Here is an 18721-nt window from a genome sequence, read left to right on the forward strand (position 1 = left end):
CCGTGTATCAAACGGACTTCCAGGAGCGAATATGTTCCTGTTATGTTCTACCGGCTTGTCACTTGCCCAAGGCCCGCAACATCATGCCCGACGACGATCCTTCCGCCCCGCTCACTCCACCGGCCTGGATCGCCCCCGCGTTGTGGCAATCTCTCCTCGCAGCCCGGGAAGCCTCGTTGGCCTCTGGTCGCAGCCCCGACGAAGCCCTGGAAGCCGCACGGGCCGCCGTGCTGGCGGTCTGGCCCTCCCTGCCCGCCAGCCACCTGGCCGAAGCTCTCGACGTTCTGGCGAAGCGGGCGCCCTGCCCTGAGTTGGACCACGGTCACACCGGCGCCCCTGAGGGCGCGAAGCCGGTGCCGCGCGAGGATGTCGTCGCCTGCCTCGCCTACGCGCTGCGGCACGACGCCCGCGGCAAGCCGACCCCCGGCACCAAGGATTTGACGGCGAAGCTCGCTGCCGAGTGGATCGCCGACCATCTGGCGCGGTCCCGCTTCGTCATCTCGCGCCTGCCCCCGGCGCCGCTGCACCGGGCCGGGGGGTGACCGGCTTCGCGGAACTCGGCGCCTGCTCCCACTTCTCCCTGCTGAACGGCGCCTCGTCGCCGCACGAGCTGGCCGCGACCGCGAAGGTCTATGGTCACGCCGGGCTCGGCCTCTGCGACAGCAACAGCCTGGCCGGGGTGGTCCGCGGGCATGTCGCCGCCAAGGAGATTGGGCTGCCGTTCGTGGTTGGCGCGCGCCTGCAGCTGCTGGACGGCGCCGAGTACCTGGTCTGGCCGACCTCGCGGGCCGCCTACGGCCGCCTGACGCGCCTGCTGTCCGAGGCGCGGATGTCGGCGCCCAAGGGAGAGTGCCCTATCACCCGCAAGGATTTACTCGCCGCCACGGAGGGCTGGGCGATGGCCGCCGTCCCGCCGGTGGCGCCCGACGCCGCGTTCGCGCGGCGGCTGGCCCACGATGCGGCCGTGCTGCGCGATCGGCTGGCGCTGCCGCTGTTCCTGGCGGCACCGTCCGTCCTCCGCGACGACAGCAAAAGGATGGGCCCCCTGGCGGAGATGGCGCGGGCGGCGGGCGCCGGTCTGCTGGCGACAACCGACCCGCGCTACCACCATCCCGACCGGCGCCGCCTGGCGGACGTGATGTCCTGCATCCGGCGCACCGTCACCATCGACAACCTCGGCCTCCATGCCCAGCCGAACGGCGAGCGATGCCTGAAGCCGCTGGCCGAGATGCGGCGCCTCTATGCCCGGCATCCCGAGGCGCTGGAGAACACGGTTCGCGTGCTGGAGGCGGCGCAAGGATTCAGCCTAGACCAGCTGCGCTACGAGTACCCGGACGAGATCATGGAGCCGGGCAAGACGCCGCAGCAGACGCTGGAGGCGCGGGTGCTCGAGGCGGCGGCGGAGCGCTGGCCGGACGGCGTGCCCGAGGACGTCCAGGGGCGCCTGCGCCACGAGTTGCGGCTGATCGCCCAGCTCGGCTACGCGCCCTACTTCCTCACCGTGCACGAGATCATCCGCTTCGCTCGCGAGCAGGGCATCCTCTGCCAGGGCCGCGGCAGCGCCGCCAACTCCGCCGTCTGCTTTGTGCTCGGCGTCACCGCCGTCGATCCGGCCAAGCACGACCTGCTGTTCGAGCGGTTCGTCTCCGCCAGCCGCGACGAGCCGCCGGACATCGACATCGACTTCGAGCACGAGCGGCGCGAGGAGGTCGTCCAGCACATCTACGACCGCTACGGCCGCGACCGGGCGGCGATCTGCGGCACCGTCATCCGCTACCGCGGCCGCAGCGCCGTGCGCGAGGTCGGCAAGACCATGGGCCTGTCCGAGGACGTCGCCGGCCGCCTGAGCAAGCTGGGCTGGGGCCGCGGCGCCCTCTCGCTGCGGGAGGTCGCCCAACTCGAGGGCTTCCAGCCCGACGAGGATCCGCGGCTCTCGATGACGCTCGACCTTGCCGAGGAGTTGCAGGACACGCCGCGCCACATCGCGACCCATGTCGGCGGCTTCGTCATCACGCGAGGGCCACTGGTCGAGCTGGCGGTGGTCACCAGCGCCGCGATGGAAGACCGTACCACCCTGGAATGGGACAAGGACGACATCGACGCCCTCGGCGTCCTCAAGGTGGACGTTTTGGGCCTCGGGATGCTGTCCTGCCTGCGCCGCGGCCTGGAACTCCTCGAGGAGCACAAGAAGCTCTCCTTGAACCTGGCTAGCCTGCCGCCCGAGTGCGGCGCCACCTACGCCATGCTCCGGCGCGGCGACAGCGTCGGCGTCTTCCAGGTGGAGAGCCGGGCGCAGATGAACATGCTGCCGCGGCTGCGGCCGGAGAAGTTCTACGACCTCGTCATCCAGGTGGCGATCGTGCGGCCCGGCCCCATCCAGGGCGACATGGTGCACCCGTACCTGCGGCGGAAGGCGGGCAAGGAGCCAGTGGAGTTCCCGTCGCCCGGCCAGGACCACGGCCCAAAGGACGAGCTGGAACGCGTGCTCGGCAAGACGCTGGGCGTGCCGCTGTTCCAGGAGCAGGCGATGCGGATCGCCATCGTCGCCGCGAAGTTCACCCCGGACGAGGCCGACCAGCTGCGACGGGCCATGCAGACCTTCAAGCACACCCAGGGCGTGACGGCTTACCGCGACCGGCTGGTGGAGGGCATGGTCCGGCGCGGCTACCAGCGCGACTTCGCCGAGCGGGTCTTCTCGCAGATCGAGGGCTTCGGCTCCTATGGCTTCCCGGAGAGCCACGCCGCCTCCTTCGCGCACCTCGTCTACGCCTCGAGCTGGGTGAAGTGCCACCACCCCGGCGTCTTCGCCCGCGCCCTGCTGAACTCGCAGCCGATGGGGTTCTACGCGCCCGCGCAGATCATCGACGACGCCCGGCGCCACGGCGTCGTCATCCTGGAGATCGACGTCAACGCCAGCCGCTGGGACCACAATCTCACGCCGGACCGGCACAGCACGGACGGGCTGGCGCTGCGGCTCGGCATGCGGCTGGTGGGCGGGCTGGCGGCCAAAGACGGCCGGGCTATCGAGGAGGCGCGGTTCCTCGGCAACGGCGTGCCCTACGCCTCCATTGCCGAGGTCGCCCTTCGCGCCGGTGTCGGGTGCCCGACCATCGAGGCGCTGGCAGCCGCCAATGCCTTCCGCAGCCTGAACCGCGACCGGGGCGCGGCGGCCTGGGAGGCGGCGGCGGTGGAGAGCAGGCAGATGGCGCTGTTCTCCGGCATGGACCACGTGCCCCTACAGGTCGAACCGGAGCCGGACCTGCCACCCGAGCGCGAGGGCGAAGGGGTGGTCAACGACTACGCGGCGGCCGGTCTGACGCTCGGACGCCATCCGCTGGCGCTGCTGCGCCCTGTGCTCTCCGAGATGGGCTGCGTCGACACTCAGGATCTCGCCACCCTCCGGCAAGGCAAGCGCGTCCGGCATGTCGGCCTGACCATCACGCGCCAGCGGCCCGGCGAAGGCAACGTGGTGTTCGTCACCTGCGAGGACGAGCACGGCACGGCGAACCTGGTCATCTACGACCGCATCGCGGAGCGCGACCGGGCGGCGCTCCTGGGCGGGCGCCTGCTGCTGGCCGAAGGTCGCGTCGAGCGGACGGAGGAGAGCACCGAGGTACCCATCATCCACCTCATCGTCGACCGGCTGGAGGACCGCTCCGAGCTGCTGGATAGCCTCGGCCACATCGGTGGCGCACCGGCCGGATGGGATCGCACCCTCGGGCACGCCGACGAGGTGCGGCGGCCGGAGCCCGGGTCACGGCGGCCGCGGATCGTGCAGAAGACCAGGGACTTCAAGTAGGCCACCAGACCTGGTCCGCTTACGCCTCGAGCGCAGGTTGTTCCGGTAGCACCGCCGTGGACTGCCACCACGACGGAGGACACCAGGGTGGCCAAAGCGTGACCCTGGTGTTCTGCCATGAGATGGCAAAGCCATACGGCGAGCTTGGCTGTTTGTCGTGGCCGCCGCCTTGAGAATACCCTGTCTGGCGTCGCAACACGGATGACAGCCATGCCTCTGAATACCGACCGCTTCCTGGCAGACCTCGATACGGTTCGGCGCATCGGCGCCTACAAGACGGGTGTGCACCGGCCGACGTTCAGCGCGGACGACATCGAGAGCCGCCGGTGGCTGGCCGGGCGGATGGAGGAGGCCGGGCTCGACGTCACGATCGACGGCATCGGCAATGTCTTTGGTCGGCATCGCGGCCCGGGCCCGCACCTGCTGTCCGGCAGCCATATCGAAACACAGAACTATGCGGGCTGGCTTGATGGCGTGCTGGGCGTGATCGGCGCGCTGGAACTGGCGCGGGCCGGACTGCCCGTCGACGTCTGCGCCTATTGTGACGAGGAAGCGCATTGGGGCGACTTCATCGGCAGCCGCTCTTTGATCGGCGAGTTTTCCGAAGCTGACTTGGACGCAGCCCGCAACCGGTATACGGGCGAGCCGCTACGCCCTGCCCTGGAGGCGGTGGGGTTGGCGGGACGCAAGCGCATCACCATCGACCCCGCCCGCTACAAGGGGGCGCTTGAGATGCATATCGAGCAGGGGACGCAACTGGAGAATGCCGGTCTCAGGATCGGCGTGGTCACCGGCATCGTGGCGATCCGGCAGTTCCGCATCACCATCACTGGCCAGCAGGACCATACCGGCGGCACCACCATGCGGGAGCGGCGCGATGCCGGGCTGACCGCGGTGCGGCTGCTGGGAATGCTCGACCATGAATTCCCGCGCGTCTGCGCCGAGCGCAGTGTCTGGACCACCGGCCGCATCGCGCTGGAGCCGAATGCGCCCATGATCATCCCCGGGCGGGCAGAGATCGTCTTCTCCTTTCGCGACCTGTCAGTGGACGTCATGGACCGGATGGAAGACTGCCTTCGTCGGGTCGTGGCGGAAAGCAACCGGCGCGAGCGCTGCCCGGCCGTGCTGGAGGAGATCGGGCGTTCCGAGGCGGCGATCTGTGATCCTGGCATCGTGAAGGCCTTCAGCGCTGCGGCGGAGAGCCTCTGCCCAGGGGCTTGGCAGGCTATGCCGAGCGGCGCCATTCACGACAGCCAGATCCTGGCGCGGAAGCTGCCTGTCGGCATGCTCTTCGTGCCCTCCATCGGTGGAATCAGCCACCACTGGTCGGAGGATACCAAGCGCGAGGATCTCATCATGGGAATGAAGGTGCTGGAGGAAGGGGCGCGGCGCTTCCTGGCCAGCTGAAATGGAACTGGAGGAGGCATGAACCGGCTTTCTCCACTCTTCCAGTCAGTGTTTTGGTCAAGGTTCAGCTCCGTAGTGGAAGATGGCCCTTTCGGATGGTTCCACCTGACAGCGCCTTTCAGAACCTACGTATGCCCGCCAGGCTGACCCCGGCCGCAACGCCGTCAGTCCCGGCAATCTGACAGCTATGGGAGCGGACCATGGACGGCTCGCTGCCCGGCCAATGAGGGCCTACAAGTCACCCATGTCGACAGGGGTGGTCGTGCGGATCGGGATCGTCAAAGTGCCCGGAAGGGCCAGACCAAGGTCGCAGCCATCAGTGGCCTGCGGGCAAGGCCGTTCTTCCTTACTGCCTCGGGTCTGGGTCTCCGCTGCCCGCTGGGTTCTCCTCGCCGGTGTCCTGGCTGTGCCCTTCCCCGCTGCTGCCGCACCGACCAGCTGTCCGGAGCATTTCGCGTCCGGTAAGGCGCCCGACATCGTCCGCCCGGCTCTTGCTGCGCAGGTCATCACCATCGAGAACCGGCTGGACCGGGTGTCGCTGTACGGCTCGCCCGACCTCACGCGCGACCGGCAGGGTCTGGAGGACGCCCGGCGCCTTCGGGCGCTGCTAGAGGCAGTCGTACAGGTGCTCGAGGGCGAAGGGGACCGGCTGCCGGACAAGGACCAGGGCAAGCCGAACGTGCCTCAGGTCAGTAACCCATTCGGCTGACACTTACATCGGGAGCCCCTGTCGCAGCCGCTTCGCGCCCACAGCTGCCATCCAAGCGGCTCCCCTGCCTGCCCAGGAACGGACATAAACCACTGGGTACGCCTCATGCCCCAACGAGCACCTCTGGTCAGTCCCCCTTCCAACGGCGGAGTTTCGGATTACACCGTGTCGTCACCGCGTTACGTTGGACCGTAGCGCCACGCCCCCGCCGCCCCCAATGCCACTTCAAAGGCCTCGCGGCCACACCCGCTAAGCCAGCAACGAAAGGACATCAACCTAGGGTTCATCCTGCGGAGTTCCTCGAAGTTCGCATAGCCCGTCAATCGCCCCTCATCGACAAGATCCGTCAGCTTCGCCAGAAAAGGATTGGCCGCCAGCACTTCGCTGGAGAAGCGAGAGTAGCTGATCGGCTTTCCTGCCGCCTGGGTGAGCAACTCCTCTAAATCCTGGACTGTCACCACGTCGCTTGCGATTTCGATGATCGAGCCCTCAAACCGCAAAGGGTCGGCGAAGAGCGCGGCGACGATCCTGCCGATATCTTCCACCGCCACGAGCTGCATCGGCTGGTCCGGTCTCATGAAGAAGTTGAAGCAGCCTTTGTCCAGGCCAAAGCCCGGCATCATCAGCATCTCCATGAACGCCGCAGGCCGGATGATGGATGTGGCGATGGGCAGGGTCCGCACATGCGCCTCGATGCAGGCCTTGCTGTCGAAGTGCCCCATCCCTGTCGGCTCGTCACCAACGGCGTTGCTGGAACTGTACACAAGATGACGGACTCCGCTCTCCACGGCGATGTCGGCGATGGTGGTGCCGAAGCGCACTTCGTCCTCATCGCTCACGCCGTAGAGGGCGCCCTGGCCTGAACTCGGTTGCACGCTGAAAACGCCATGGACACCCCTCATGGCCGATCGGATCGAGCAGACATCCGCAAGATTCCCCTGCATTAGTTCGGCACCGACCTCACGAAGAGCGGTGGACTTTAATGCGTGGACGCTCCGCACAAAGGCACGAACCGGCCAGCCTTCCTTGAGGAGCGCGGAAGCGACCGATCCGCCCTGCTGACCGGTGGCCCCGAACACCAGGATCGGCTGCTTGTGGTTTGGCATGGAGAACCTCCGTCGTTAAACAAAGGTTCCTCATATATACCCATGGAGAGCTGCCGGAAGACGGCACATTTTTCTCCCCCAGGCACAAGGATGATACGTTTGGCCAAACAGATCCACGGGCGGCCCTATGAGGAGACCGCGCAAGGCCCCTTGTTCCGGCCATGCGCGCCCAACAGCGTCCTCGCCCGCCTTGGTGACAAGTGGACCATCCTCGTCATGTCACACCTGGCCCTGGCGCCAGGCCACCGGCTGCGGTTCTCGAGCCTGAAGAACGGCATTGAGGGCATCACCCAACGGATGCTCACGCTCACACTCCGGAACCTGGAGCGCGACGGGCTCCTCCTGCGCCACTACTTCCCGGAGGTGCCACCGCGGGTCGAGTACCAATTGACAGAGATGGGCGCCAGCATGCTACCCGCGCTGGAAGGTTTCACATCCTGGATCAGGGAGAACTGGCCGCGCATCGAACAATGCCGCCGTGCCTACGACGAAATCCAGGGACAGGCTCCCTACTCCTATCATCGGCAACCCAGGCCGACGGGCGGTAGAAGCAGGTACCGAGCCCTTATCAACCCTTGGCCTCCAGCAAGCCCGTTGCCAAGTGCCGGAAGGCTTCAACGGCCCGGGCAAGGACGGCGCGAGGGTTATCGGAGGCGGCGATCCAGAGCGCGGCGTTCAGCGCTGCCCCGTTGATCAACCGCGCGGCGGCCTCGGCATCCAGCGGCCGCACCGTTCCCGCGTCGATCAACGCCTGGACCGTCTCCGTCGTGGTGCGGAGGCAAGCGTTCTGGCCCGGCCATTGCGAGGGATCGCCTAGGACGGCTGGGCCATCCAGCAGCATGATCCGCTGAATTTCTGGCTCCAGCGCCAGCTCGATATAGGCCACCCCTTCCGCCAGGAAGCCGAGCCACGGAGTCTCAGCCTGGTCCCGCGCGGCCCTTGCCTTTGCCACCATTTCCGCGTCGAGCTGGTCGATAACGGCACGGAGCAGGCCCTTCTTGTCGCCGAAGTTGTGGTAGAGCGCCCCCCGTGTCAGCCCGGCCGCAGCGGTCAGGTCGTCCATCGACGCTGCCGCATAACCCTTCTCCGCAAAGGCCTGCCGCGCCGCCCGGATCAGCTTGGCCCGAGTCTCTTCCATCATGCGCGCGCGTTGTCCCACAGCCACCGGCAGCCCCTCCAGCACCTGCATACGAACCGTATGTTAATTGACATACGCCTCGTATGTCGTCATGCATCGCCATACGAGGCGTATATGAACGCGCTCTCGCATCCGGGAAAGGGTTCCCAAATGAGGATCACAGGAGGCCCAGATGTCCAAGCGTGACGCCATCTTCCCACCCGGGCGGCGGGCACTTTACGAGAAGCACCGCTACTCCGCGGCCATCCGATCGGGCGACCTGCTCTTTGTCTCTGGCCAGGTCGGCAGCCGCGAGGACGGCTCGCCCGAGCCGGACTTTGCCAAGCAGGTGCAATTGGCCTTTGACCGGCTGAACGCCGTACTCGAGGTGGCTGGTTGCAGCTTCGACGACGTGGTCGACGTGACGACCTTCCACACCGATCCAGAGACACAGTTCGAGACCGTAATGGCCGTGCGCGACAAGGCGATCGGCGCACCCCCCTATCCCAACTGGACCGCGGTGGGCGTGACCTGGCTTGCGGGCTTCGACTTCGAGATCAAAGTCATCGCGCGAGTGCCACAAACCGCCTGACCCGTCGCCGGGTATCGCTTGGTATCCGAGCCCGATGCTCTGTCAGCCTCTGCTCAGGACCTGTCGGCCATCTGAGGACAGCCGCATGAAGGAACGGGACAACACGCCATGAAGGCAGCAGTTTACGACACGGCGGGCGAGCCGCGGGTCTTGCACTACAGGGATGTCGCAGATCCGCCCTGCCCACCCGATGGCGTGCTGATCCGGGTTGAAGCCATCTCCATTGAAGGTGGCGACCTCATCAACCGAGCGTCCACGCCCCCTCCGACGCCGGGATACATCCTGGGGTACGCAGCGGCAGGCGAAGTGGTCGCTGTCGGTTCGCAGGTTCGCAACCGGCTCACCGGGCAGAAGGTGACGAGCTTCGACCTGTGCGGCTCCCACGCTGCCATGCGCGCCGCCCGGGCCTCCAGAACCTGGCTCGTGCCGGATGGCTTGGATACGGCGGCGGCGGCTGCACTGCCTATCTCGTTTGGAACCGCTTACCACTGTCTCTTTACGCGCGGAGGCCTGGGCGAAGGCGAAACGGTGCTCATTCAAGGCGGTGCCGGAGGTGTCGGCCTTGCCGCTATTCAACTCGCGCATCAGGCCGGAGCGACGGTGATCGCGACCGTCTCAGGACGTGAACGCACGCAACGGCTGGCGGCTCTTGGCCTTACCCACGCGATCGACCATCGCACGACTGACGTGGTTGAAGAGGTGATGCGCCTGACCGACGGGCGGGGGGTGAACCTCGTGGTGGACCCAGTGGGATCTACATTGGGAAGCTCGCTGGCATCATTGCAGCCAGAGGGGCGCCTGGTATTTGTCGGGAACGCTGGTAGAGCGGCACTCGATCTCGATCTTTGGCCCGCACTTCAGGCCAACCAGTCGCTCATGGGGGTCTTCATGGGCACTCAGCTCGAGAAGCCGGAGGTTTATCGGACGGTCTCGCAGATGCTGCAGAGAGCAGCCAGGGACCAACTCGAGGTTACGATCGACCGCAGGTTCGCATTGGCTGACGCAGCCCTCGCGCATGCCTATGCAGAAGGTAACTCCATTCTGGGACGTGTCGTTCTGCTGCCCTGAAGATGGCTCAACAGAGAAACAGCATCGGTCACTTCAAGCTCACGGAAGCTGAGATTGTTGGTGCTGATGGCGCTGGCCTGGATGAGAGCTTGCTGAGCAGGTGAAACACCGGGCCTCTGCCGGAAGCGCGGAACGGCAGGTCTCCCAGTTTGTCGGAGCGGCAGGTCCGTATGGAGCAGACGGGCCGCGGTCTGCCCTATCTTCTCGGCCGCGTTCTCCTGCCCGGGGGTCTCTACCCGTTCCACGCAGAGAACAAACCGCATGTGTTTCGGCGATGCTCGACCCTAGACAGCGGACGCAGTGACGGAACTGTGAATCCTGTTCAGCCTTCCGTGTATCGGTCGTTCCTACAGTATCATCTGTGTGCCTGGGGCTGAAAGATGTGCCGTCTTCCAGCTGCACCCCATGAGCATATATGGAATTCCGTGTGCAAGAACGGGGTGCTCCATGCACAGCGGCTCAAAGACGCTCCCGGTGTTTGGCGCGATCAGACAACAAGAGACCTCCCCCGTGCTCGAGAAGGAATTTGCTGCCGGGCCATTCGTTCATTTTCCGCGCATCCTAGAAGGATCAATCCTTTTGAGATGGCGGTGTTGTAGTCCTGCAAGGCAATTCCGCTGATGGCGGACTACCTATACGCCCCACCGTTCATCCGGCCACAGCCTGCTATCTGATGCGTCTCCGGTCTTAATTAGGCGCACGGTTTGCCTTGGGATCAACTTCGCCACCTATGGGTTCGCCGGGGTGGCCTTTATTGGGGAAGAGAAGATGGTTTCACCCTACACGATCCACATCCCTGACGAACGTCTCGCCACCATCCAGGCCAAGGTCGCGGCCTACGATTGGAGCCAGCTTCCGGACACTGGGGGATGGAGGTCCGGTGTCGGCATCAATGACCTCAAGCGGCTCGTCGCCCACTGGCAAGGCAGCTACGACTGGCGCAGGGTGGAACAACGTCTCAATCAGCTCCCCAATTTTAAGACCGAAGTTGAGGGCGAACGAATCCATTTCATCCATGTGAAGGGCGAAGGGTCCAAACCGCCCGTCCTTCTACTGCACGGCTGGCCAGGCTCGTTTCTTGAATTCGAGCGGCTTCTGGAGCCACTGGCGGCTGACGGGCATGATGTTGTCGTGCCCTCGCTGCCGGGGTTCGCCTTCTCCAACCCGATCACGGGCGTCATCGGCCCGCGCCGGGCGGCTGAACTCATGCACGGGCTGATGGTCCGGCTGTTCGGCCAGACGCGCTATGTCGTTCAGGGCGGCGACTGGGGTGCGCATATCGCGAGCTGGATGGCTTATACGCAGCCAGAGGCGCTGCTCGGCTTCCACATCAACATGGTGAGCATCTTCGCTGAGGATGCCACCCCCACCACGCCTGAGGAAAAGGAGCTGTTCTCCCGCCGCGCGGCGATCCTGGACTGGGAGACCGGCTACAACCACGAGCAGGAGACGCGCCCGCAGACACTGGGCGTGGCCATGGCCGACAGCCCGGTCGGCGCGGCGGGGTGGATACTCGAGAAATTTGGCAAGTGGGCGGACCTGCCTACGACGACCGACGGCAGTCCAGATATCTGGAGCAAGTTCTCGGAAGAGGAACTGCTGACCAACATCATGCTCTATGTCGCGCCGTCGGCCGTCGTCACGGCAACCTGGATCTACCACGGCAAGCGCCTGGAGGGTTCCAGCCGCTTTCCCGCCGGGACCCGCATTCGGGCGCCAATGGGCGTTGCTGCATTCCCCGACCCCGTCTTCCTGCCGACCCCGCGCTCCTTTACCGAGAAGACCTACAACGTCGTGCATTGGACCGATATGACCTCGGGTGGCCATTTCGCTGCCTGGGAGCAACCGGATCTGATGCTCACCGACCTGCGGGCGTTCATTGCCGCTGTATCGGGCGAGCGGTCCTGAGGTCGGCAATCTTCTTCCGGAGCTCGCTGCACCACGGTGACGACATGGGGAGCGCAGATTGGCGCTGAGCCCGCATTTCTGCCACCCCGCGACGCCCCGGCGTCACCGAGCGCAGCACGGGAAATGCGGGAGAACCCAGCTCTCAGTGGCAATCAACACCTTGTGCAACGCGGGCGACTTGCTGTGCCCGATCGGGTTGCCGATGACGGCGTACAGGTCGGTCATCGGCGAGTTCGCCCGGCATGCCGGGTCGTGTGGGGAACCCGTGGCCCCACCGTCACTGGATCGATATCCCGCGTGACTTGATCAGGTCACGCCACTTCGCGTTCTCGGCAGTTAGGTAGGGCGGCCATTCGGAGGCGGGCCTGATCCTTGGCGTCACCGCCAACGACGTCATTCGTTCCGCCACCTCGGGCGCCTGAAGGGCCTTGGCGCAGGCGGCGTTGAGACGCTCCACGATGAGTGCCGGGGTTCCTGCTGGCGCCAGCATGGCGAGGTCTTCCACCACCTCGTATTCGGGGAAGCCGGATTCGGCGAAGGTGGGCACGTCGGGCGCGAGTGGCGTGCGCTCGCGGGTGGTCACCGCGATGGCGCGCAGGTCACCGGACTGGAGGAAGCCCATCACGCCGGAACTGACGACGAACTGCATGCCCGCCTCGCCGTTCATGACAGCCTGTGTCGCGGGAGCGCCGCCGCGATAGCCGACTTCCGTGACCTGCAGACCGGCCTGCTGGAGGAACAGCTCGGTGGCGAGGTGCGTCGAGGAGCCCGAACCCGAGTTGGCGTAGGTCTCCCGGCCAGGGCTCTTCTTCGCCAGCGCAACGTAGTCGGCCACCGTGCGGATGGGAGACGACTTGGAAACCACCATGAACATCGGCATCTGGGCCAGCAGCCCCATGCCCGCGAAGGCGGTCGCGTTGTCGTAGGGAAGCTGGAGAAGGTGCGGCGCCATGGCGTAGGTGCTGATGGTGGCGACCATGACCGTGTAACCATCCGGCCGGGAGCGCGCCACGGACGCGAAGCCGATCGTGCCGTTGGCGCCGAAGCGATTGTCGATCGGGAACGGCTTCCCAAGGTCGGTCGACAGCCGCGCCGCGAGCAGGCGCGCAAAGGTGTCCGTGGATCCGCCTGGCCCCCAGGGCACCACCACCGTGACCGGGCGGATCGGCCACGCCTCCTCGGCGGCTGCACCGCGAGACGTTGTCAGGGCGGCTGCCATCCCCAGCGTGGCGATGCCGAAACTGCGACGTCCAATCATGCCGTTACGCTCCCGTAGTTCGTTGTTTTTGTTCAGACAGACAGCCAGCATCCAGGTGCTACCGGCGCCGGAGGTCCAGGGCGCCGGGCGCGATCCGCCCGCACCGCGATGGCTGGCATCGCGGCACGCAGGCCGCCGATGGGTTCGACAGGGTCGTCTGAGGGCAGCGGCCGCGAAGTCGCCGGTGCCTAGTTCCTGGTTCGCTACTCAGACGGGATGGTTGGAACCGTCACGTTGACCGGCGCCGGAACGCGAGCGCCCCAGGAGCTGCCGATCGGCCTGGATCCCGCTTCGCCTCACGAAGATGCCCGATGTTCGTTCCTCCCAGTCGTTCGACCGTCCGGCGGAGGATGGCAGAGGGGTTCCGGATTGCGTATTCGTTGGAAATTATGAAGTTCATTGCGGTCCGCAATGATGGATGGCCAGCGGCGCGCGGCCACATCTCCTGCCAAGCGTCAGCTTTGCGGCCAGCTTGACCCACCAGCCAGCGTCTCAGTCGGAGTGGACAACCTGACTGGGCGGAAAGGGCGAGTGCTCGTCAGAGCGCCTTCTGAACAGCGCCGCGCACTGGCCACGCAGCCATTGGTTGGCCGGTTCGTGGTGGAAGCGCGCGTGCCAGTGCAGCTTCACCGAAAAGCCCTCCACGGGCAGTGGGCACGGGAGCAGGCGCAGCCCATTGAGTCCGGCCAGCGTCGTGCCGATGTGGCGCGGCAGGGTCACGATCAGGTCCGTGGTGGCGATGATGGCGCCGAGGCCCAGGAAGCCGGGGATTTCCAGCACCATCCGACGCGCGATGCGGTGCCGCTGCAAGGCGTCCTGCTGCAGCCGGTGGCCGGTGCCCGAAATGACGCCGACATGCCCTTCCCGCGCATAGTCCTCCAGGCTCAGTGCCTCGCTGACGCGCGGGTGCTGCGCGTTGACGAGACACACCCAATCCTGGTCGTACAGGGCCTGCTGGTAGAATCCCGCCTCCAGTTCGGGCACCAGTCCCAGGGCGATGTCCGCCTCGCCGGACAGCAGCCGGTCGCCGGTCTCCGGCCCGATCCTCGCGACCTCCAGCCGCGCCTGCGGCGCGCTGGTCCGCAACCTGGCCAGGATGGCCGGAAGCAGCGTGATGTGGCTCGCGTCCGTCATGCAGATCCGGAAGCACCGCGTCGTGACCAGGGGGTCGAAGGCCTGCGGCGGCGCGGCAATCTCCCGCAACCCGTCCAGCACCTGCCGGACCGGCGCCACCAGCGCCTCGGCACGCGGGGTCGCGCGCATGCCCTGCGCGGTGCGGATGAACAGGGGGTCGCCCAAAGCGTCGCGCAACTGGCGGAGCCAGATACTGACGGTCGGCTGGCTTTGCCCGAGCTGCTCCGCGGCGCGGGTGACGCTGCCGCCGTCGTGCAGCAGGAGGAACAGCTGCAGCCATTTGGGGTCGAGCTGCGGGACCAGAACCTCGCCGTTACGCACAAGCTTGCCTCCCCATTATTGCGTTCTTCAATAGAGTCCATTGGGTCCATTGCATACACAAGATAGGCGGACGCTGGCACTTTCCCCTCGGTACCGGCCGCCACAGGCCGGGCCGTGGAGGAGAGCACGACTTGAAGGTCTGTGTACTGGGCGCGGGCGCGCTGGGTAGCACCATCGGCGGCCTGCTCGCCGAAGCCGGATCCGAGGTCTGGCTGGTGGCCCGTGCCGCCCATGCCGAAGCGGTCAGCCGCCAGGGCCTGATCCTGGTCGACGGCCAGCGGGAGCGCGCGGTTCGGCTGCGCGCCTGCACGGATCCCGCCCAGGTCGGGCCGGTGGACCTCGTGATCGTGCTGGTGAAGTCCTATGACACCGGCGCCGCCATGGCGACCGCCCGCCCGCTGCTCGGGCCGGACACGGTGGTCCTGTCCCTGCAGAACGGGCTGGGGCACGAGGAGATCCTCGCCAAGGCCGCGGGCCGCAGCCGCCTCCTCGCGGGCAAGACCTACGTTGGCGGGGTGCTACTGGAGCCGGGCCGCGTCCGCGTCGGCGTGACCGGCAAGGAAACGGTGCTCGGCGAGCTGGACGGCGCCGACACGCCCCGCCTCCGTCGCATCGCCGCCCTGTTCGAGGCGGCCGGGCTGCGCGCCGTGGTCAGCCACGACATCCTTGGCGTGATCTGGGACAAGCTTCTCGTCAACGTGGCGACCGGCGCGCTCAGCGGCGTCACCCGCCTGCCCTATGGCGCCCTCTACGCCGTGCCCGAGGTCGAAGTCTGCGCCGTGGCCGCCGTGGCGGAGGCGATGGCCGTGGCGGCGGCCCACGGCATCGCCTTGGCCACCAGGGAGCCGCGCGATGCCTGGATGAAGGCGGCGGAAGGGCTGCCGCCCGAGTTCCGCGCCTCCATGCTGCAGAGCCTCGAACGGGGCGCCCCCACCGAGATCGATTACATCAACGGCGCGGTGGTGCGCTGGGGCGCCCAGCGCGGCGTGCCCACGCCGGTCAACCAGGCGCTGGTCGCCTGCATCAAGGGCATCGAGGCCGGGATGGGCACCAACCCGATCCGGAGCGTCGCGGCATGAGCGGCGCCCGCTGTTATGTCGAGCACGTGGCGATCCGCGTCCGTGACCTCGCCTGGTACCTCCGCTTCTTCCGCGAAGCGCTGGGAATGGCGGTGCGCGAGGTCGACGGCCCCGCCGAGGCGCCGCGCCAGGTCTGGCTGCGCGGCGGGCCGCAGCTGGTCGCGGACGCCGACTTCGCCGGGCCGGAAGGGCGGCTCTACCACCTCGGCGTCATGACCGAAGACCTGGAAGCGGCGATCCGGGCCGCGACCGCGTGGGGGCTGCAGCCGATGCCGCAGGGCCGCAACTGGCTGGCGACGCCGGACGGCTTGGCGATCGAGTTGCTGCAGGCCAGCCCCGGCAGCGTCGCCGCCGCGCTGGCCGTGGAACCGCGCGGGTGACGCAGGAGCAGGAGGGAACGATGGCAGAAGAGAAGTTCTACGAGGACGTCCGCGTCGGCGATGCCGGGATTAGCCCGGAGATCACCGTCACCGAAGCGATGGTGATGAGCTACGCCGAACTGACCGGCGACTTCACCCCCGTCCACACCGACGAGGAATACGCGCGCACCACGCCTTTCGGCACCCGGGTGGCGCATGGGCTCTTCGGCCTTTCCCTCGCCGACGGGCTGAAGACCCGCTCCGACCTCCGCTTCCCGCCGGGCATGTCGCTGGGCTGGACCTGGGATTTCGTCGCGCCGATCAAGCTGGGCGACGTCGTGCACGTGAAGTTCCATGTCGCCAGCATGCGCACCACGCGCAAGCCGGGCTGGGGCATCGTCGTGCTGCCCTCGGAGCTGATCAACCAGCGCGGCGAGGTCGTCCAGCGCGGCGAGCACCGGCTGATGATCCCCCGCCGCCCCGAGGCGCAGGCCGCCTGACCTCACCCAGTTCGATTGGAGCCACACTCATGGCCAGCCAGCCACGCCCCCTCGCGGGCATCAAGGTCGTCGACTATAGCCACTTCCTCGCCGGGCCCTTCATGTCCCGCTGCCTGTCCGCGCTGGGTGCCGAGGTCATCAAGGTCGAGCGTCCCAAGGATGGCGATGCCGGTCGGGCGCACCCGTACTTCAAGGACGGGCAGAGCGGATACTTCCTGCAGCAGAACATGGGCAAGCAGGGGATCTGCATCAATCTGAAGGACCCGCGCGGGCTGGAGTTGATGCACAAGCTGGTGGCGGATGCCGACGTCTTCGTCGAGAACTACCGTCCCGGCGCCCTGGACCGCCTCGGCCTCGGCTACAAGCAGCTCTCGGCGCTGAACCCGCGGCTGGTCTACTGCTCCGTCTCGGCATACGGCCACACCGGGCCCGCCTCCTCCCGGCCGGGCTTCGGGCTGATCGCGGAAGCCATGTCCGGCGCCATGGCGCAGGTGGGCGTGCCGGGCGAGCCGCCGCCGCTGCTGCGCATGCCGCTCGCCGACATGTACACCGGTATCCATGGCGTCGCGGCGGTCTGCGCCGCGCTGGTCGGCCGCGCCACCAGCGGCAAGGGTCAGCACATCGACATGGCGCTCTACGACTGCATGGTGTCGATGCACGACTTCGCCATCCAGCGCTACACGCTGAGCGACGGCAAGGAGATCCCGAAGCAGACCGGACACGACCAGCCGGAGTCCACCGTCTACGGCGTCTTCTCGGCGGCGGATGGCCACCTGGTGATCGCCGCACAGGTGGACGATGCCTGGAAGCGCCTGGCGCGGCTGATCGGCGGCGAGGAGCTGGCGTCCGACCGCCGCTTCCTGGACCCGGAAAGCCGCAACGCGCACCGCCTCGAGGCGCTGGACTTCGTGAAGGGCTGGATCGCGACGCAGCCTTCCGTCGCCGCCTGCATCGCGGCGCTGGACGCGGCGGGCGTGCCCTGCGCGCCGGTGCAGAGCATCGACCAAGTGCTGGCCGACCCGCAGGTGCAGGCGCGCGGGATGATCGTCGAGCAGGACCACCCCGTGCTCGGCCGCATCCGCCTGCCCAACCTGCCCTTCCGCTTCTCCGACTGCGACACGGCGCCCACCGGCATTGCCCCGACGCTGGGGCAGCACAACGCGGACGTCGCGGCCTCGCTTGGTTACTCCGCGGCCGAGATCGCCGCGCTGGAGCAGGACGGCGTGCTCTACGCCGAGCCGGTGGCGGATCGCGCCCTGGTTTGACCGGGCGCACCGGCGGAAGGGGGCCGGGATGCTCTCCCCTTCACCAAGGATGGCGCAAAGCCACGCACAGGAAGGATCGCCCAAGATGAATCGCCGCTCCCTCATGCAGGCCCTTCTGGGGCTGACCGCCCTGGTGGCCCTGCCGCAGCCCCCTGCCCTAGCCCAGACCGCGGATGCCTTCCCCAACCGCACCGTCACCCTGGTGGTGCCCTGGGCGCCGGGTGGCTCGCAGGACACGTTCGCGCGCGTGCTGGCCGAGCCGCTGTCGGCCGAGCTCGGCCAAACCGTGGTGGTGGACAATCGGCCCGGCGCCAGCGGCACGGTCGGCTCCGGCATGGTCGCCCGCGCCAAGCCGGACGGCTACACGCTGCTGATGGGCTCCAGCAGCACCTACGCCATGGCGCCGCACCTTTACCAACTCCCCTACGACAACGAGCGCGCCTTCAGCCCGGCCGGGCTGGTCGCTTCGATGCCGATCCTGATGCTGGTGCCGGGCAAGTCCGCCGCCAACAGCGTGCAGGACTTCGTGGCCATGTCGCGCAAGCCGAACTCCGGCCTGTCCTACGCCTCCTCCGGCGTCGGCAGTTCCACCCACCTCGCCACCGAGATGTTCCTGCAGATGGCTGGGCTGGAGGTGCAGGAAGTCACCTACAAGGGCGGCGGGCCCGCCGTGCAGGGGCTGCTGACCGGCGAGACCCAGATGACCTTCCAGACGGCCGCCACGGTGCTGGGCTTCATGCGCAGCGGCGACATGAAGGCGCTGGCCGTCGCCAGCCCGTCGCGCATCGGCTTTATGCCGGACATCCCGACCTTCGCGGAATCCGGGCTGACGGATTTCGAGGTGGTGGAGAACATCGCCATCCTGGCACCGGCCGGAACGCCGGACCCGGTGCTGCAGCGTATCAACCTCGCGGTGGCCAAGGTCATGGCCCTGCCTCGCGTGCAGGCCAAGCTGACCGAGCTGGCCATCAACCCCACCGTCCGCCCGCCCGCCGAGTTCCCCGCCTTCGCGGCGGAGGAAAGTGCCAAGTGGCGCGACCTCATCAAGGCGCGCAACATCCGCGTCCAGTGACATCGGGCGCATCCTGAAACCCGAGGA

17 protein-coding genes and 1 pseudogene are annotated in these 18721 nt (G+C 67.2%); 13 read left to right on the forward strand and 5 right to left on the reverse strand.

Annotated elements, in window-relative coordinates:
• Positions 1-83: 83 nt before the first annotated feature.
• The 4 genes from IBL25_RS26815 to IBL25_RS04425 all read left to right on the forward strand — a co-directional run bounded on the left by IBL25_RS26815 (position 84) and on the right by IBL25_RS04425 (position 5915).
• Positions 84-542, forward strand: a complete 459-nt coding sequence (locus tag IBL25_RS26815) for a hypothetical protein (protein WP_187777347.1) — start codon at positions 84-86, stop codon at positions 540-542.
• Positions 539-3799: an error-prone DNA polymerase gene (locus tag IBL25_RS04415; protein WP_187777348.1), complete on the forward strand. Its 3261-nt coding sequence runs from the start codon at positions 539-541 to the stop codon at positions 3797-3799. The genes IBL25_RS26815 and IBL25_RS04415 overlap by 4 nt, the downstream gene beginning before the upstream one ends.
• Before the next feature lie 210 nt (positions 3800-4009).
• The gene (locus IBL25_RS04420) at positions 4010-5206 is read left to right on the forward strand and encodes a Zn-dependent hydrolase (RefSeq protein ID WP_187777349.1); all 1197 of its coding nucleotides are present in this window, start codon (positions 4010-4012) and stop codon (positions 5204-5206) included.
• A 406-nt stretch (positions 5207-5612) separates the two neighbouring features.
• Complete coding sequence (locus IBL25_RS04425) at positions 5613-5915, forward strand: hypothetical protein (protein ID WP_194433609.1); 303 nt, start codon at positions 5613-5615, stop codon at positions 5913-5915.
• Between the two features lie 179 nt (positions 5916-6094).
• Here the strand turns inward: IBL25_RS04425 and IBL25_RS04430 are convergent, their stop codons facing one another.
• The gene (locus IBL25_RS04430; protein WP_187777350.1) at positions 6095-7021 is read right to left on the reverse strand and encodes an NmrA/HSCARG family protein; all 927 of its coding nucleotides are present in this window, start codon (positions 7019-7021) and stop codon (positions 6095-6097) included.
• A gap of 90 nt (positions 7022-7111) precedes the next feature.
• Here IBL25_RS04430 and IBL25_RS27220 point away from each other — a divergent pair.
• A pseudogene (locus IBL25_RS27220) lies at positions 7112-7471 on the forward strand (winged helix-turn-helix transcriptional regulator); the annotation flags it as partial.
• A 118-nt stretch (positions 7472-7589) separates the two neighbouring features.
• Here the strand turns inward: IBL25_RS27220 and IBL25_RS04440 are convergent.
• Entirely contained in the window at positions 7590-8162 is a 573-nt protein-coding gene (locus IBL25_RS04440) for a TetR/AcrR family transcriptional regulator (RefSeq protein WP_194433610.1), read from the reverse strand.
• 169 nt (positions 8163-8331) lie between these two features.
• Between IBL25_RS04440 and IBL25_RS04445 the strand changes: the two genes are divergently transcribed.
• The 3 genes from IBL25_RS04445 (at position 8332) to IBL25_RS04455 (ending at position 11706) form a co-directional block, all read left to right on the forward strand.
• On the forward strand, positions 8332-8730 hold the full coding sequence (locus tag IBL25_RS04445; RefSeq protein ID WP_187777351.1) for a RidA family protein: 399 nt from the start codon (positions 8332-8334) through the stop codon (positions 8728-8730).
• Positions 8731-8838: 108 nt separating this feature from the next.
• Complete coding sequence (locus IBL25_RS04450; protein WP_187777352.1) at positions 8839-9798, forward strand: quinone oxidoreductase family protein; 960 nt, start codon at positions 8839-8841, stop codon at positions 9796-9798.
• A gap of 768 nt (positions 9799-10566) precedes the next feature.
• Complete coding sequence (locus IBL25_RS04455; protein WP_187777353.1) at positions 10567-11706, forward strand: epoxide hydrolase family protein; 1140 nt, start codon at positions 10567-10569, stop codon at positions 11704-11706.
• A 102-nt stretch (positions 11707-11808) separates the two neighbouring features.
• Here the strand turns inward: IBL25_RS04455 and IBL25_RS27225 are convergent, their stop codons facing one another.
• The 3 genes from IBL25_RS27225 to IBL25_RS04465 all read right to left on the reverse strand — a co-directional run bounded on the left by IBL25_RS27225 (position 11809) and on the right by IBL25_RS04465 (position 14419).
• Positions 11809-11931, reverse strand: a complete 123-nt coding sequence (locus IBL25_RS27225) for a hypothetical protein (RefSeq protein WP_275295949.1) — start codon at positions 11929-11931, stop codon at positions 11809-11811.
• Positions 11932-11983: 52 nt separating this feature from the next.
• Positions 11984-12964 (reverse strand): Bug family tripartite tricarboxylate transporter substrate binding protein, encoded by a 981-nt coding sequence (locus IBL25_RS04460; protein WP_187777354.1) that lies wholly within the window; start codon positions 12962-12964, stop codon positions 11984-11986.
• A gap of 492 nt (positions 12965-13456) precedes the next feature.
• The gene (locus IBL25_RS04465; RefSeq protein WP_202986677.1) at positions 13457-14419 is read right to left on the reverse strand and encodes a LysR family transcriptional regulator; all 963 of its coding nucleotides are present in this window, start codon (positions 14417-14419) and stop codon (positions 13457-13459) included.
• 131 nt (positions 14420-14550) lie between these two features.
• Between IBL25_RS04465 and IBL25_RS04470 the strand changes: the two genes are divergently transcribed.
• The 5 genes from IBL25_RS04470 (at position 14551) to IBL25_RS04490 (ending at position 18694) form a co-directional block, all read left to right on the forward strand.
• On the forward strand, positions 14551-15498 hold the full coding sequence (locus IBL25_RS04470; RefSeq protein ID WP_187777355.1) for a ketopantoate reductase family protein: 948 nt from the start codon (positions 14551-14553) through the stop codon (positions 15496-15498).
• On the forward strand, positions 15495-15878 hold the full coding sequence (locus IBL25_RS04475) for a VOC family protein (protein WP_187777356.1): 384 nt from the start codon (positions 15495-15497) through the stop codon (positions 15876-15878). Before IBL25_RS04470 ends, IBL25_RS04475 begins: the two co-directional genes overlap by 4 nt.
• Positions 15879-15898: 20 nt before the next feature.
• Entirely contained in the window at positions 15899-16357 is a 459-nt protein-coding gene (locus IBL25_RS04480) for a MaoC family dehydratase (protein WP_187777357.1), read from the forward strand.
• Between the two features lie 29 nt (positions 16358-16386).
• On the forward strand, positions 16387-17622 hold the full coding sequence (locus IBL25_RS04485; protein ID WP_187777358.1) for a CaiB/BaiF CoA transferase family protein: 1236 nt from the start codon (positions 16387-16389) through the stop codon (positions 17620-17622).
• Positions 17623-17707: 85 nt separating this feature from the next.
• On the forward strand, positions 17708-18694 hold the full coding sequence (locus tag IBL25_RS04490; RefSeq protein WP_187777359.1) for a Bug family tripartite tricarboxylate transporter substrate binding protein: 987 nt from the start codon (positions 17708-17710) through the stop codon (positions 18692-18694).
• Positions 18695-18721: the final 27 nt, after the last annotated feature.

The sequence above is a fragment of the Pseudoroseomonas ludipueritiae genome (assembly GCF_014490445.1).
Lineage (GTDB): Bacteria > Pseudomonadota > Alphaproteobacteria > Acetobacterales > Acetobacteraceae > Pseudoroseomonas > Pseudoroseomonas ludipueritiae.

Coding starts and splice junctions, on each gene's coding strand:
- IBL25_RS04475 (WP_187777356.1), top strand. CDS start 15,495: ATGAGCGGCGCCCGCTGTTATGTCGAGCACGTGGCGATCCGCGTCCGT.
- IBL25_RS04420 (WP_187777349.1), top strand. CDS start 4,010: ATGCCTCTGAATACCGACCGCTTCCTGGCAGACCTCGATACGGTTCGG.
- IBL25_RS04450 (WP_187777352.1), top strand. CDS start 8,839: ATGAAGGCAGCAGTTTACGACACGGCGGGCGAGCCGCGGGTCTTGCAC.
- IBL25_RS04445 (WP_187777351.1), top strand. CDS start 8,332: ATGTCCAAGCGTGACGCCATCTTCCCACCCGGGCGGCGGGCACTTTAC.
- IBL25_RS04460 (WP_187777354.1), bottom strand. CDS start 12,964: ATGATTGGACGTCGCAGTTTCGGCATCGCCACGCTGGGGATGGCAGCC.
- IBL25_RS27225 (WP_275295949.1), bottom strand. CDS start 11,931: ATGACCGACCTGTACGCCGTCATCGGCAACCCGATCGGGCACAGCAAG.
- IBL25_RS04430 (WP_187777350.1), bottom strand. CDS start 7,021: ATGCCAAACCACAAGCAGCCGATCCTGGTGTTCGGGGCCACCGGTCAG.
- IBL25_RS04485 (WP_187777358.1), top strand. CDS start 16,387: ATGGCCAGCCAGCCACGCCCCCTCGCGGGCATCAAGGTCGTCGACTAT.
- IBL25_RS04480 (WP_187777357.1), top strand. CDS start 15,899: ATGGCAGAAGAGAAGTTCTACGAGGACGTCCGCGTCGGCGATGCCGGG.
- IBL25_RS04440 (WP_194433610.1), bottom strand. CDS start 8,162: ATGATGGAAGAGACTCGGGCCAAGCTGATCCGGGCGGCGCGGCAGGCC.
- IBL25_RS26815 (WP_187777347.1), top strand. CDS start 84: ATGCCCGACGACGATCCTTCCGCCCCGCTCACTCCACCGGCCTGGATC.
- IBL25_RS04490 (WP_187777359.1), top strand. CDS start 17,708: ATGAATCGCCGCTCCCTCATGCAGGCCCTTCTGGGGCTGACCGCCCTG.
- IBL25_RS04455 (WP_187777353.1), top strand. CDS start 10,567: ATGGTTTCACCCTACACGATCCACATCCCTGACGAACGTCTCGCCACC.